The organism is Salinivibrio sp. IB872 (assembly GCF_001995345.1).
GTDB classification, from domain to species: domain Bacteria; phylum Pseudomonadota; class Gammaproteobacteria; order Enterobacterales; family Vibrionaceae; genus Salinivibrio; species Salinivibrio proteolyticus.
The window spans coordinates 25,424-39,646 of the sequence record NZ_MUFO01000048.1 but is presented as its reverse complement, the minus strand read 5'-3'; the positions used below and the strand labels follow the sequence as shown (position 1 = coordinate 39,646).

The 14,223-nt window shown below is 50.7% G+C and carries 11 protein-coding genes and 1 pseudogene; 8 read left to right on the top strand and 4 right to left on the bottom strand.

The features are described from left to right. Positions 1-322 precede the first annotated feature (322 nt). On the top strand, positions 323-1,240 hold the full coding sequence (locus tag BZJ18_RS14835; protein ID WP_077457920.1) for an EamA family transporter: 918 nt from the start codon (positions 323-325) through the stop codon (positions 1,238-1,240). Here the strand turns inward: BZJ18_RS14835 and viaA are convergent. Both viaA and BZJ18_RS14825 read right to left on the bottom strand, forming a co-directional pair. Continuing rightward, a complete protein-coding gene (gene viaA, locus BZJ18_RS14830) occupies positions 1,234-2,703 on the bottom strand; it encodes an ATPase RavA stimulator ViaA (protein ID WP_077457918.1) in 1,470 nt (489 codons plus the stop codon). The two genes, BZJ18_RS14835 and viaA, sit on opposite strands and share 7 nt — an antisense overlap. Beyond that, complete coding sequence (locus BZJ18_RS14825) at positions 2,696-4,369, bottom strand: AAA family ATPase (RefSeq protein WP_108743161.1); 1,674 nt, start codon at positions 4,367-4,369, stop codon at positions 2,696-2,698. The genes viaA and BZJ18_RS14825 overlap by 8 nt, the downstream gene beginning before the upstream one ends. A gap of 361 nt (positions 4,370-4,730) precedes the next feature. Between BZJ18_RS14825 and BZJ18_RS14820 the strand changes: the two genes are divergently transcribed. Next, the gene (locus tag BZJ18_RS14820) at positions 4,731-5,570 is read left to right on the top strand and encodes a phosphate ABC transporter substrate-binding protein (protein ID WP_069589834.1); all 840 of its coding nucleotides are present in this window, start codon (positions 4,731-4,733) and stop codon (positions 5,568-5,570) included. An 8-nt stretch (positions 5,571-5,578) separates the two neighbouring features. On the opposite strand, the gene BZJ18_RS14815 is transcribed toward BZJ18_RS14820, so the two are convergent. Beyond that, positions 5,579-6,418, bottom strand: coding sequence for a sulfurtransferase (locus BZJ18_RS14815; RefSeq protein WP_077457914.1), 840 nt, complete (start codon positions 6,416-6,418; stop codon positions 5,579-5,581). 138 nt (positions 6,419-6,556) lie between these two features. On the opposite strand from BZJ18_RS14815, the gene BZJ18_RS14810 reads away from it, so the two are divergent. Beyond that, the gene (locus tag BZJ18_RS14810; protein WP_158011296.1) at positions 6,557-7,531 is read left to right on the top strand and encodes a lipid A deacylase LpxR family protein; all 975 of its coding nucleotides are present in this window, start codon (positions 6,557-6,559) and stop codon (positions 7,529-7,531) included. Between the two features lie 3 nt (positions 7,532-7,534). Here the strand turns inward: BZJ18_RS14810 and BZJ18_RS14805 are convergent, their stop codons facing one another. Next, the gene (locus BZJ18_RS14805; RefSeq protein ID WP_077457910.1) at positions 7,535-8,404 is read right to left on the bottom strand and encodes a DMT family transporter; all 870 of its coding nucleotides are present in this window, start codon (positions 8,402-8,404) and stop codon (positions 7,535-7,537) included. Positions 8,405-8,563: 159 nt separating this feature from the next. Here BZJ18_RS14805 and BZJ18_RS14800 point away from each other — a divergent pair, with 159 nt between their 5' ends. From BZJ18_RS14800 to BZJ18_RS14780, 5 genes and pseudogenes are all read left to right on the top strand, one after another. Beyond that, positions 8,564-9,103 (top strand): hydrolase, encoded by a 540-nt coding sequence (locus BZJ18_RS14800; RefSeq protein WP_069589827.1) that lies wholly within the window; start codon positions 8,564-8,566, stop codon positions 9,101-9,103. Positions 9,104-9,269: 166 nt separating this feature from the next. Continuing rightward, positions 9,270-10,264: pseudogene (locus tag BZJ18_RS14795) on the top strand (ABC transporter substrate-binding protein). Between the two features lie 62 nt (positions 10,265-10,326). After that, positions 10,327-11,223 (top strand): ABC transporter permease, encoded by an 897-nt coding sequence (locus tag BZJ18_RS14790; protein ID WP_077457908.1) that lies wholly within the window; start codon positions 10,327-10,329, stop codon positions 11,221-11,223. Next, on the top strand, positions 11,216-12,442 hold the full coding sequence (locus BZJ18_RS14785) for a quaternary amine ABC transporter ATP-binding protein (protein ID WP_077457906.1): 1,227 nt from the start codon (positions 11,216-11,218) through the stop codon (positions 12,440-12,442). Before BZJ18_RS14790 ends, BZJ18_RS14785 begins: the two co-directional genes overlap by 8 nt. 155 nt (positions 12,443-12,597) lie before the next feature. Next, on the top strand, positions 12,598-14,196 hold the full coding sequence (locus BZJ18_RS14780; RefSeq protein ID WP_077457904.1) for a methyl-accepting chemotaxis protein: 1,599 nt from the start codon (positions 12,598-12,600) through the stop codon (positions 14,194-14,196). Positions 14,197-14,223: the final 27 nt, after the last annotated feature.

Here is a 14,223-nt window from a genome sequence, read left to right as displayed (position 1 = left end):
GCGTTAGTGGTGAGCTATCTAAGAAAATGTGGCTTTAACATGGCGGATATAAGGCAAATACTGGCTTCTATCCGCCAATTTAGGCGTTGGTCGGTAACGACCACTCTCTAACAAAAAATATCGCGATCGCGGCCTACGGCCGCTTATCAAAAAGAACCCCGCCTAAAAAGGCGGGGTTCGTCAGCAATCTGAGGCGCCCTCTAGGCGCCTTTTTTCGTGATGGCCCCATCAACAGATCTAATTTATTGGCATGGCTGTCTAACAATTAGGGGTTATGACATTTACATGCTAGCCTAACGCCAGTATTGCCAAGGAATTAGGTATGAACGCAAAAAGTATCGCACTCGCTCTGACCGTGGTCGTTATTTGGGGCGTAAATTTCTCTGTCATCAAGGTAGGCTTACACACACTGCCGCCAATTCTTTTCTCTGGGTTGCGCTTTTTAATTGTTGCTATCCCCGCGGTATTGTTTGTCCCACGTCCTCGCGTCCCACTGTGGCAGTTATTGACCGTCGGGCTCAGCCTTGGCGTGATTAAATTCAGCCTGCTCTTTGTGGCGATGGACGCCGACGCATCGGCAGGGATTGCGTCTTTGCTGTTGCAAGCGCAGGTGATATTTACCATCTTACTGAGTGCGGTGTTACTGCGCGAAGTCGTCACTCGCGCGCAAGGACTGGGGCTTTTCATTGCCCTGTCTGGGTTTGCACTTTTCTTTCTTACCACCACAGGTAGCGCCACCCTCACAGGTGTGACGATGATCGTCGCCGCGGCGTTTTTCTGGGCCATTGCCAATCTGGTGATGAAACAGATGCCGGGCGTGAATCTAATGCATTTTATGGTATGGGTGAGCTTGATCCCTCCCCTGCCACTCTTCGCCCTATCCTATTTACTGGAGAGCCAACATCCGCTCCAATTGCTGCAAGCTACACCGCTATCTGGCTGGTTATCCATCGCTTACGTCGGCTACATTTCTACCTTGGTGGCCTTTGCTTTGTGGGGCTGGCTATTAAATCAACATACCTCAGCGTCGGTCACACCGTTCGCGTTGTTAATCCCTATTGTGGGAATGAGTGCCGCCTCGATAGGTCTGGGTGAGCGATTATCACCCATCGAATGGGTGGGGGCAGGATTGATCGTGGTTGGGCTAACCATTTCCGTACTTGGCGCGAAACTGTGGCGTTATCTTAAGCAGGCAAGAAAAACATCGGCGAAAAAAGCACCGTCTGCGTCCGCTCAGTGATCGCGTTTACCCGGCCACCATTGGTTAACTAAGCGCCCGGCTAAGGATGGCTGATAGCGCCAACAGTGATCAAACATCGCCATCAGCTCTGGATTACCGTATTTAGACAGGCTCACGGCGTGAAATCGATTTTGCTGCGCTTTCAGTGCGTTCACTTTTTCGATCATCGCATCCGATTGTTTGGGCGCGATAAAATCAGACACCACCACCAGATCAGCATTTTGGTACCGGTCACCTGCCATTAAATCGAGCGCTTTATCAATCACTGGCGCCATATCGGTACCACCATGAAAACGGTATGAAAGAAAGCTCATCGCTTCTTGTAGCCCCTGTTCGCCAGTCAGCTCATAGCTAATATGGTCAGTGGAAAACAGCATCACGTAGCAGTCACGATGCTCGGTGGCGGCGATACGCATTAATACATACGCCAAGGCTTTTGCACATTGTTCCGGAAAGCCACTCATGGAGCCAGAGGCATCGACCGCTATAATAAATGGGCCTTTTATCTGCTCAGGCTTAGACTGACTCGGTGCATTGGTTTCTACCTTTTGGCGACGATGCGCCTTCCCCGACAATTGATAGTTCAGTAGCTGTTTATCCACCAATTGCTTATAAAACACCACTTCGAGGGCAGGATCTGAAAGCAGCACCGCTTCATTAGGAAGTAAGCGATCAACACGGTCGCTTTGACAAATACCCGTAATATCATCAGGAACGTCAACTTGTCGCTCTGGCACTGTTTTTAAGGTTTCAGTCGGTTGCTGGCTGGGGCCACTGGCACTGATTTGATTCGCCATCCGTCCCAATTGCTCCGCAATCGCTTGAAGATCAGGATTTTTCTCTAGGAAAGTGACAAAACGTTTCAGTAAGGTCACGTCATGTTGAGACAAATGGCTCGCGGCCATATCCCACAACCGGCCCACTTTACTGATATCACCGGATTGATCGACACCATCCATCGTTTGATAGGTTGCAATACGACGGTAAAGATCGTCTAAAAGCTTCTCTTTTTGGGCTTCCAAATTTTCCGACTGTAACGCGTGGATTTCTGCCTTTAAATGCGCATGCCATTTATTGCAAAAATACGATTGAAACATTGGGTCAGGATGTTCAGCCTGTTGTGCCGCCAATGATGACGCTTGCGCGTGAAACGAGGAGACCGGCTCCAAATCAGCAAGGAGTGTTTGAATATCGGACTCAAAGGCACGTGCCGACTTCTCTGTCGCTTGCTCATACAACTGAATTTCTTGCTTCAGGGCCGGTGACAACCCTTGCTGCATGAGTTTGCGCTTGGTGTGACCTCGCCATTTATCGAGCTGTTTTTGTACCGCACGTTTGATCGCAGGGCTGCGCTCAGTGAGAAGCAGTAACTGGGGGTRCGACATCAACTCGGTCATTGCCGCATCAAGCAAGCCGGATTCCGCCAACATCAAGCCCATGTTTAAGCTTTCCGCGCTAAGCATCGTCCGCTCCAGTAAAAAACGTATCGAGACGACGTAAACGGCGCGCTTGCTGTTCTAGCGTGGCCATGTGCGCTTTTACATCCCGCTCGGCATCCATCAAGCTCGCAGATGCGACTTCCAGTAACTCTGGCTGGGCAAAAAGATGCGGTAGGCCTGCATTTAGCTGACTACGGGCGCGACGAATAAGAAACTGCGCCTGATTTAATTGTTCAAGCGCTTGGTCGGTTTGCGCGTGCCAGGTGTCAAGCTGTTCGGCGTCTGGGTTATTCACCCCCGCCAGTGCAACTGGCACAGCACGATTGGCAATGTCTTTGACCACCAGCATGCCCTGTGCGTCCCACTCTAACGTGAGGCGACACAAATGGGTGTTTTTGTTGACGTAGCCATAAAGATCCGTGCTACCGGGCTTGAGCTTCTTCTCCACATCAGCCGCATCGAGGTATATCCAGCGACTATCGCCCTTTTCTTGCTCCGAGACCGACGGGTTGGCAGTGAGCAGCACAAAGCGGACGAGGTCGCGACTTTGATTGACGCTAAAACGTGGGGCTTTGCTGATATCAATGGTGGGCTTTCGTAAGCTCGAACTTGCGCTGTCTTGCTGGTAAGCGAGCGCCTCGACCGTGCTTTGCTCTATGTCACGCAAGGCCACTTTCACATCATCCATTAACGCTAAAGCTTCTTGCTGATCGAACAAAATCTCAGCCGCAAACCGACGCATCACATCCTGTACCACGTCGCGCGATTCAGGGCTGTGCCAGAGACAGTCTTCGAGTAGCAGTAAGTCGAGCGGTCCGACTTCATCACGTCCGTTAAAGAACGCCGCCGCCTTTAAGAGGCGAACCGCTTTTTTCCAGCGGCGATCCGACACGTATAATTCGGCTGGATTGAAGTTTGGACTGTCTTCGCCCGCCTGCTCGAGCCTCTGCTTTAAGGTATAGAGCTTGTCAAAAATCGCATCGGGCAAAGAAAGGCTAGGAATAATGCTTTGCCATTGCTGATACTCCTCATGACCAATTTTAATTTTATCCGGCACCGAGGTTTCATCTTGGCTCGGCTCAGTGAGCATCAGTTTAAAATTCTTCTTCTCTTGAATACGGTTAACAAATACCCGCAGAAGCATTCGGTCATACAAAGCATCTAGCCCACTATCAGGCTCAGGAAGCTCGTTCGAGGCCGTGACGAGAAGCCGCATGGGAACCGGATAAACATGCTCGCCATTACGAAACGTACGCTCATTGACCACAGTTAATAGCGTGTTGAGGATCGCCGGACCAGCTTTCCAAATCTCATCGAGGAACACCACATCGGCGTTGGGCAGATAGCCCTCGGTGAGACGAACATATTTACCTTCATCCTTTAGCGCTTGAATGGATAACGGCCCAAAAACTTCTTCAGGGGTGGAGAAGCGGGTCATTAGATACTCAAAGAACTGGCTGTTTTCAAACGCATCGATTAGACGTTTGGCAATAAAACTCTTGGCGATGCCCGGTGGCCCCAACAAGAACACACTTTCGCCAGCAAGCGCGGCGAGCAAACACATTTTGATCGTATGTTCACGTTCATAGACGCCACTGGACAGGGCATCAATAAGTTGAGAAATGCGCTCAGGCAATAGCGCACGGCGGCTGACGGTGGCGAGGTTTTGAGACAAGTGACACTCCCGCATTCTGATTTGGTTTCAGTCTGAGCGGCCTCTCGCGGTGATAAGGCGGCTTCCTGCTTCTACATAAAGCATGGCAAGCCCATCCAAGGCTGCCATCAACACGCTGAACAAGCGCACAATAAATAAACTAATGTGTAAGTAAATTTTAAGTAATGTATGGATATATCATTGATGCAGATATCAAATAGTGACACAGATCACCTTAAAGTCAATATTGTGTAGTCGCTCGAAGAAGCTGATGGTTAAAGCATCAGGAACGCTTTGATCTTGTTAACTCAGTATGGTTTTGGCTCACGTTGTCACTGGAATGACACATCATTGTCATAGAATCCGTTGCCTCTTTATCGCAACAGGACGTTAACCCATGTTTAAACACACACTTTTTTCTTTCCTCTTCCTTTGCATCAGCCAACTCGCGATCGCCGCGCCACCAGTCACTATCACGGGTTCAACGTCTGTGAGCCATGTGATGGAAGTGATTGCCGAGCGCTATCAGCGCGACCATGATGTGGTCATTCAGGTACAAGGAACGGGCTCGGCCGCGGGCATTGCTGCAGTCAAACAAGGGATTGCACCCATGGGCATGAGTTCGCGGTATTTAAAACAAGAAGAAATGGCTCCCGATCTCACCACCGATATTCTGGCCTATGATGGCATTGCCTTGGTGGTTCATCCCAGCAATCCCGTCACGGCCCTGACCCAAGCGCAAATTCGGAAGATCTATTTGGGAGAGATTAAAAACTGGCAAGCACTCGGGGGAGCAGATCGTGAAATCGCCGCGGTGTCCCGTGAGTCAGCCTCGGGATCGCGCTTTTCGTTTGAAACCTTACTCGACCTGACCAAGGTCGTGAAAGGTGAGACAGTGTCGGGAGTGAGTCCACGCTTAATGGTGGTGAATAGCAATAGCATGGTGAAAACCCTAGTGGCCAAGAACCCTCATGCTATCGGCTATGTCTCGCTGGGCTCGGTCGATGCAGGCATCAAACCGCTATCGGTGGATGGTCAAGCACCAACCTTGGCCGCCATCGCTGATGGGCGCTATAAGTTGGCGCGTCCTTTTGTGATCTTGCGCAAAACCGCGCCACTGTCATCCGCCGCTAACGGCTTTTATGATTACTTGCTGTCTGAGCAAGGCCAGCAAGCGTTTGCCAATGCCGGCTACGTCGCGAGTCAATCGCCACACATGGCACTGACAACGCCCTGAGCGGGCAATTAGGCCGTACTGGCTTCCTTAGTCACCGGCCATGTTTTATGGCTACCCCACTCTGTCCATGACCCATCGTAGACAGCAATCGGGTAGCCAAAGTAATGCTCGGCCACTGCGGCGAAAATGCAAGCCGTCACGCCAGACCCACAGCTTGCAACATTAAGACGTGTATCACTGAGTAACGGAAGCACGAGGCGTCTGGCTTCTGTTTGATCAATCACAAAGCCTTGTTGGTCAGTAAGGCTAGCAAACGGCAAGTTCTTTGCGCCCGGCATATGCCCTGCACGCACACCGTCTCTTGGCTCTGGCACCGTCCCGTTAAACCGTGCCGCTGGACGGACATCAATCACATTCACAGCCGCCAGTTTTGCCGCCAGTGTTTCTCCATCTATGTAGCGATAAGGTTTGAAGCTCGACACATATGTTGCTTCGACACGGGGGGGCGCGGCCGACTCTTCCAAAGGTCCATCTTGTGCCAGCCAAGCCGGCAGTCCACCATCTAAAATAAAGACATTTTCATGGCCCATGACTTTACACATCCACCACACACGGGCGGCAGAAAACAGGCCTTGGGTATCATAGACCACCAAGGTATCTTGTGGCGCGATGCCGAGTTTGCCCATGTGTCTCGCAAATTCCTCAGCACTGGGTAACATATGAGGTAACGTCGATTGGGTATCTTTAATAGCGCCATCAAAATCAAAGAATATGGCACCGGGTAAACGGCGCTGCTGCCACTCCTGATAGCTATCGCGTGCCACGTCGGGCATAAACCAACTAGCATCTACGGGGACAACCGATTCTAATCGCGACGTTAACCACTGCGCACTGACAAACACTGACATCTTGACGATCCCTTTTCGTTATTGATGGAGGCCTTACTCATATTTCACTCGATACTGACGAGCGTGCCATAGAGTAATACTCAGTTTTTCTTCATACTGATTCTGTCGCCATCAAGATGCAAGCCAATGAGGACGTTAATGACATCGCTGCCCCTAATTCGTCGAACCGCTTTAGCCCTGCTCGTGCTTCCCACACTCGGCCATGCAGCAGGGTTTGGCGTAACGATCGAAAATGACAGCCCGCTCGGCGAAGATAATCAATATACCAGTGGCGTATATGCCCATTGGCACAGTGATTGGTCTGACCATGTCACCGCCACATCGGTGGCGCCGCTACGTTGGTTTGCAGAGCAACTGCCTTTACACCCAGAGGCCCGTCAAGCTTGGAGTCTAGACATCGGCCAGATGATGTGGACACCGAATGACATCACCTTCACCACACCGCAACCTAACGAGCGTCCCTACGCGGGGCTAATTTTCATCGAGCCAGGTGTGTATCAGCAAACGCCTGAACGCGTCGATAAATGGTCAGTATTGTTTGGCATCGTGGGGCCTGCCTCTTTGACCGAAAAAGGGCAATCTTATGTGCACAAGCTTATCGACTCACCGGACCCCAAAGGATGGGACTATCAGGTGCGAAATACGCCGGTGGCACAGTTTGCCTATGAACGCCACCAGCTTCTTCATCGGAGCGAATATCAAGAGTGGGGCGTATCTGGTCGCGCAGATATTGGTAACTTTCGCAGTGAAGTATCCGCCGGGCTCAGCTATCGCATCGGACTAGACTTAGCGAACTCCTATGGTGGGATCAGTTTTGAGCCCGGTCGCCACCTTAACAGCCGAATGTTTGATGCCAGCACCCAAGGCGCATTTCTTTACACCGCGGTGCAAGGTCGATACCGCGCCAATGACATCACCATTAATGGCGATAAGCCCCCCGAAAACGCAGACATTGAAATGACCCATTGGCAAGCCAGTGCCGCGGCCGGTTTCGCTTATTACCAACCGCGCTGGGGCACTGACGTGAGCGTTGCGCTGCACAGTAAAGACTATCAACAAGCGACTGACGACACCTACAGCTATGTGTCATGGACAGTCCACTATCGTTATTAACGGTTAACTGACAGAGGCTTCTACGGCTTGTTTCACCACAGGTCGTGCGCCTCGATCAGACCATTTCATCCATACCAAAGAAGCAAGGATCAATCCAATACCGACCCATTGCATGGGTTGAAGTGTTTCATTAACCCACAAGACCCCAAGGGTGACAGCAGTCAGTGGGTTCAAAAACATAATGATCGACTGGCGATTGGGGCCTAACACGGTAATCGAGCGTATATAAGCCCAGTAACCTACCGCGGTATTCAACACAATTACCCAGATCAAACCCGGAACGGCTTGGAGGCTGATTGCCTGTGGCGGTCCTGCCAGCAACCACGCAAACGGGATCAACATCACGCCACCAATGACTAACTGCCACGCGGTTAAACCAAAGATATCTTTGGCCTCCCAGCGCTTCATCCACAGGGTCGACTGCGCGACAAAAACGGTGGCGGCTAACATCGCCCCTGCACCAACCCAATCAATGTCGGTAGAAGGGTTAAGGAGCAGCCCCACCCCAGCCAAACCGAGCAGTGCCAACATCAACATCTTTAACTGAGGGCGTTTCCCTTCCGTTAACCACTGCAACAACATCAATACGAGCGGTAAGGTCGCTCCTAACGTCCCAGCGACTGCACCCGGTAAACGATAGGCGGCCACAAATAACAACAAAAAGAACGCGGCGATATTAAAAAAGCTCACCGCGAGCATGCGCGGCACGCTCAACGGTAAGCCTCGACGACTAATCAATAGCATCAGCAGGCCTGCTGGCAATGCGCGCCATACTGCCATCCAATAGGGAGACAGATCTGCCAAGAACAGTGCCACAGCGGAGTAGGTACTCCCCCAAAAAATCGGTGCCAACACCGCAATCAAATAATGCATACCTTGCCCTCATTTATCTTAATATGAAGATATATTAGTGCTCCAATTGATTTATATCAAGTATCTTTATGTAATGATAATAACTTGTGCGATGGACCTCGGCGAGAGAAAATCCGTCCTGCTACGCTTATTACTTCGTGAAAACAAAAGGATAGTGTGATGATAAATACAGAAAATGCTGTCGTCATTCTGATTGACGTACAAGGAAAGCTGGCGCAAAAAGTGGTAAATAGCGATGCGCTACACCAAAAGACCGCGCAACTGCTTCGCGCCTGTCAGCATTTTGATGTGCCCGTTATTTGGATGGAGCAATTGCCAGATAAACTCGGCCCAACTTCTCCATCGCTCTCCGCGCTATTGCCTGATAACACTCCGATTGCGAAGCAAACCTTCAGCGCATACGCCCATCCCGATGTGCAGCAACAACTAACAACGCTCAACCGTAAACAAGTGATTTTATGTGGCATCGAAACGCACATTTGTGTCTACCAAACCGCTTGCGACCTCTTACGTGCTCATTATCATGTTCACGTGGCAGTCGACGCGACGTCTTCGTGCCATGCCAACCACCATCAAGCAGGCCTGAGCATGATGCAACAACATGGTGCATGGATAACCGTGGTTGAGTCTTTATTATTCGAGTGGCAACAACAAGCCGGTGGCGACGACTTCAAACGCTTTTTATCGTTGATCAAATAAGCGCAGGTCAGCGCCATGCGAAGCCTTCTACTTCTTTTACCGATGCTTGTGGTAATTTCGACCGAGCCCGCGGCACATCATGATCCATCTGACGTGCCATGCACTAACAATTTGGTTAGTGGTCTAATATTATTGGGAATGCGTGTAAAAGAAGAAGGGAAGCACTATGTACAAGCGAATCATTGCCGCCAGCCTGTTAGCGGTAGGCGCGCTACCTGTGAATGCGGATGATCACACCTGTGGCAAAGTGACCATTGCCGATATGAACTGGAACTCTGCAAGCTTAATTGCCAATATCGACCGTTTTATTCTCGAGCATGGTTACGGATGTGATGCAGAGCTGGTGCCGGGTGACACCATGCCGACCGGTACCTCGATGGTCGAAAAAGGAGAGCCCGATATTGCGCCGGAATTTTGGAGCAACTCAATGCGTGAAGGGCTGCAACGTGGCATCGACGAGGGTCGGATTCGCTATGCAGGCAAAGCCTTGATTGACGGCGGTGAAGAAGGATTCTGGGTGCCGCAATATCTCGTCGATGACTACCCTGAGCTGAAAACCATTTCGGGGGTGAAGGCTAATGCCGAACTATTTACTCACCCTGAAGACCCCTCTAAATCTGCATTCTATGGCTGCCCCGCCGGTTGGAATTGCCAAATCACGTCAACCAACCTCTTTCGCGCCCTCAACCTTGCCGATAGCGGCTTTGAAATGGTTGACCCGGGCTCTGGCGCTGGCTTAGCGGGTTCGATCGCCAAAGCTTATGAACGCCAAGAACCTTGGTTCGGGTATTACTGGGCGCCCACGGCCGTGCTCGGCAAATATGACATGGTCAAAATAGACTTTGAATCCGGCACCGATATTGATCACTACAAACAATGTGTGACCGCAAATGACTGTCTCAACCCAAGGGTCACTATGTATCCCGCAGCTGATGTTGATACCGTGATCACCGAACGATTCGCAAAGCGTGCACCAGACGCCGTGGCTTATCTAGAAACACGAGGCTTTACTAACGATCAAATGAATACACTGCTGCCTGGATGGAAGAAAACCAGGCCGATGGCGAATATGCCATGACACACTTTTTAATTGAGCACCCTGAGATCTGGACATCATGGGTGTCCGACGATGTCGCCGATAAAATCAACAATGCACTTTAACCTCACTCAGCGCAGTCTTTGGCTGCGCTGCGCTTTCCCCGCAGTAAAGGAACCCCCTGAAAATGGCAAATTCATGGCTAACTGATGTGCCTGAAATGAGCAGACGAGATCTGCTTGAAATACGTAAAACCCTCGACGGTGCCTATCGCAGCTTCTCCCGTGAATACGGCGAATCTATCGAGTCTTTTTTCGACCCCTTACTTAACTTTCTGGTTTGGTTCGAAGATTTGTTACTGTCGACACCGTGGTGGTTGGTGATCGCAATTCTGGCCGGCATTGCCTATCTCGCCAGCCGCTCTTGGAAGCTGCCTCTGGCCGTGGTGGTCGCATTCACTGCCATCGGGTATTTAGGGATGTGGGAAGATACCATGAGCACCATGAGTATTATTCTCGTCTGTACCCTGCTCGCTATTGGTGTCGGTGTACCGATTGGGATAGCCATGTCGAAGTCAGACCGTACCCAAGCGATTGTCACGCCACTTTTGGATGTGATGCAAACCATGCCGGCATTCGTCTATCTAATTCCAGTAGTCATGTTGCTTGGGATCGGGAAAATTCCCGGCGTCATTGCCGTGGTGATTTATGCCATTCCGCCGGTGATCCGATTGACCAATTTAGGCATCCGATTGGTCGATAAAGATGTTCTCGAAGCCGCTACCGCCTACGGTGCCAGCGGCATGCAGCGGCTTTTTCAAGTTCAGCTCCCCTTGGCAATGCCCACCATTATGGCCGGTATTAACCAAACCATCATGATGGCCTTGGCCATGGTTGTTATCGCATCCATGATTGGTGTGGCAGGCTTGGGACAACCCGTTCTCAAATCCATTACTAATCAATACTTTACCCTAGGTCTTCTGAACGGTTTAGCCATTGTCGCGCTCGCCATCATTTTTGACCGCGTTTCACAAAGCTACGCCAAACGTGCGCAGCAGCATTTAAAAGGAAGTGAGCATGACTGAGCCAACCCATGACACGCTGATTGAAATTGAAGGCCTGTACAAGGTGTTTGGTAAACACCCTCACAAAGTGATGGCCAGTGTGAAAGACGGAAAAAGCAAAGATGACTTGCTTCAGCAAACTGGGCATACCATTGGGTTAAGCGATATCAACCTCTCGATTCGACGCGGTGAAGTCTTCGTGATCATGGGCCTATCGGGGTCAGGGAAGTCGACCCTTATCCGTCACTTTAACCGTCTGATTGATCCTACCGAGGGCGCGATTCGCATTGAGGGCACGGATATTATGCAGTTCTCTCAACAAGAGTTGCAGCAATTCCGCCGTCATAAAATGTCGATGGTCTTTCAACGATTTGGCTTATTACCGCACCGTACCGTTAAAGAAAATGTCGCGTTTGGATTACACATTCAAGGCGTGGCCAAAAAGGATCGTGATGCCACAGCCCAACAGTGGTTATCAACCGTTGGTTTGGAGGGTTACGCGGACCAATACCCTGCGCAATTGTCAGGGGGCCAACAGCAACGAGTAGGACTCGCGCGTGCTTTATGTACCGATGCCGATATATTGCTCATGGACGAAGCCTTCTCTGCGCTGGACCCGCTTATTCGCAGCGAGATGCAAGATCAATTGATTGAGTTACAAGAGAAGCTCCATAAGACCATTGTGTTTATTACGCATGATCTGGATGAAGCCTTACGCTTGGGCGATCGCATTGCGATTTTGCGCGATGGTAAACTCGTACAGGTTGGTGAGCCCGTCGATATTCTATTGCGTCCAGCAGATGACTATGTGGAAGCCTTTGTCAAAGATGTGAATCGCGCTCGCGCACTCACGGTGGAGACGGTGATGCAGCCGCAGATTTGTCGCATAAGCGCCAATACCATTGGCGATGCCATCACGCAAATGCGTCAACAGAAAGCCAGCTATGGCTATTATGTCACCGATGATGGCTATCAGGGCACACTGAGCGAAAAAGCGCTCAGTAAAGCTGATCCCAGTACACAAATTGATGCCAGCATGATTGAAGATGTGCCTGCTATCGACCAAGACTCCTTGCTTGAACAAGTGATCCCAGACACGCTGGCATCGAAATGGCCGCTTCCTGTTTTTGATAAAGAAGGGGAGTTGATTGGCCACCTTTCGCGCCAAACGGTTGCCACGATTCTCAGCGAGAAAGCCGCCTCCACAAAGGATCCTGACTCGCCCGCGATTGCGAGTTAACCGGTGACAGCGGCTATTGGATTAGCCGCTGTGTTCATTAAACTAAACAGTGATATCAGTCGCAAATCACACTATTGAGACAGGTGTCATTCCCCTGCAACAGTCGCTGCCTAACCTGCCCCTCATCCGAACATGAGTAGTTGGTAGGAAACAACATGAGTGTACGACAGCGACTGTTAATCGCATTTTCCCTCTTTATTGCATCCACGATTGGGCTAGGAAGCTTATCGCTGTGGATTTCATCCCGCTCTGCGCAAGCCTCTTCGGAGTATGTCAATCAGCAGCTGCCTGAAGTCTGGGCGTTGCTCGCGCTGGAACGCGATCATCGCAACTTGGTCAACTTATCGCAAAAAATCAAAGCACAGTTGCTGTTCTGGAATGAAATTCAGCCGCAGTTTGAACAACTTCATCAAAACTATCAGCAAAGCTGGCAAGCACTCTCTCACTCTCCGTCGCTCGCAACCTGGCGCGCGAAGCATCAAGCCGATAAACAGGCATTCGATGACTATCTCGCCCAGCTAGAAAAAACCATCGCGGCCAAAAGCTTCTATGATGCAGGGAGATTGGTCGACTTTGATATGTATCCGGCCGTTGATCCTATGCTGCTCGCTATCAACGAGAAGCTGACCGAAAGACAAGCTCATGCGAAACACTCTGCAAGCGGGCTGATCACCTTTCTAAACCAACAAGCCCATACCGTGTATATTGGTTGTGGCGCCACCTTACTCTTGGCATTGGTATTGATGACATGGTTGCGCAAAACTGTGGTGGTTCGCTTGGATCATATTGCTAATGCCTTAACAGATATTGACCAGCACTCCGATCTGAGCACCCGTCTCACCGATAGGTACAGTGATGAAGTCAGTGCAGTCGCGCGGGCCTCTAATAACTTACTCGACAAGTTCTCGCATTTTGTCACTGACATTCAATCACGAACCGCCGAGTTAGATGGTCAATCTGACACGCTCGATACCCAAAGCAAACAAGTCGCAAAGATTAACCAGCAGACCCGTCGTCAAGTCGACGATGTCGCCCAATCTCTCAGCGTCATGGAAAGTGCCACCACAGAAATTGCCAGTGCCATTCATGATACGCGCGAGTACATTAGCAAAGTGTCTCACGATAATGACGAGATCCAGCAACAAATGCGGGCTACCGACGCCGCTATCTCACACAGTGTGGGTATCGTAGAGCAGGTGTCGTCGACCATGGCAACACTGAAACAAACCAGTGAACAAATTGCAGGAGTCATGGATGTGATTGAAGGGATTGCGGAGCAAACTAACCTACTGGCATTAAATGCAGCCATTGAAGCCGCGCGTGCCGGCGAGCATGGCCGAGGGTTTGCGGTCGTTGCCGATGAGGTCCGAGGCCTGTCACAGCGCACGGCACAATCGACCGGTGATATTCGCAATTGGATTAACGATCTCTTAGGACAAGTTGATACCGCCAGTTCACTGCTCACAGAAACACAAACGGCCAGTGCCTCCAACCAGCAAGCCAGCATTCGTCTTCAAGGCTTTCTCAGTGATATGCATACCACATTCCAAGGCTTGGAACAGTTGAGTGCCGAGGTGGAAGCCGCACTGGCCTCACAGCACAAGGAGATTGAACATCTCACCGCCGGCCGTCGTGCGCTCAAGCAAGGCAGCCAGTCACTCACTGAAGCCATCAATACCACCAGCGACGTCAGTGGCCAGCTGAGCCATCAATCGAGTGCACTCACCACGCTGACCGACCAGTTCCAGACTTAAACCGACATCAAAAAGCCACCTTCATCA

Bases quoted from the DNA above. Each gene is read 5' to 3' on its own strand.
- BZJ18_RS14835 (WP_077457920.1), top strand. From the start codon at position 323: ATGAACGCAAAAAGTATCGCACTCGCTCTGACCGTGGTCGTTATTTGG.
- BZJ18_RS14825 (WP_108743161.1), bottom strand. From the start codon at position 4,369: ATGCGGGAGTGTCACTTGTCTCAAAACCTCGCCACCGTCAGCCGCCGT.
- BZJ18_RS14820 (WP_069589834.1), top strand. From the start codon at position 4,731: ATGTTTAAACACACACTTTTTTCTTTCCTCTTCCTTTGCATCAGCCAA.
- BZJ18_RS14815 (WP_077457914.1), bottom strand. From the start codon at position 6,418: ATGTCAGTGTTTGTCAGTGCGCAGTGGTTAACGTCGCGATTAGAATCG.
- BZJ18_RS14810 (WP_158011296.1), top strand. From the start codon at position 6,557: ATGACATCGCTGCCCCTAATTCGTCGAACCGCTTTAGCCCTGCTCGTG.
- BZJ18_RS14805 (WP_077457910.1), bottom strand. From the start codon at position 8,404: ATGCATTATTTGATTGCGGTGTTGGCACCGATTTTTTGGGGGAGTACC.
- BZJ18_RS14800 (WP_069589827.1), top strand. From the start codon at position 8,564: ATGATAAATACAGAAAATGCTGTCGTCATTCTGATTGACGTACAAGGA.
- BZJ18_RS14790 (WP_077457908.1), top strand. From the start codon at position 10,327: ATGGCAAATTCATGGCTAACTGATGTGCCTGAAATGAGCAGACGAGAT.
- BZJ18_RS14785 (WP_077457906.1), top strand. From the start codon at position 11,216: ATGACTGAGCCAACCCATGACACGCTGATTGAAATTGAAGGCCTGTAC.
- BZJ18_RS14780 (WP_077457904.1), top strand. From the start codon at position 12,598: ATGAGTGTACGACAGCGACTGTTAATCGCATTTTCCCTCTTTATTGCA.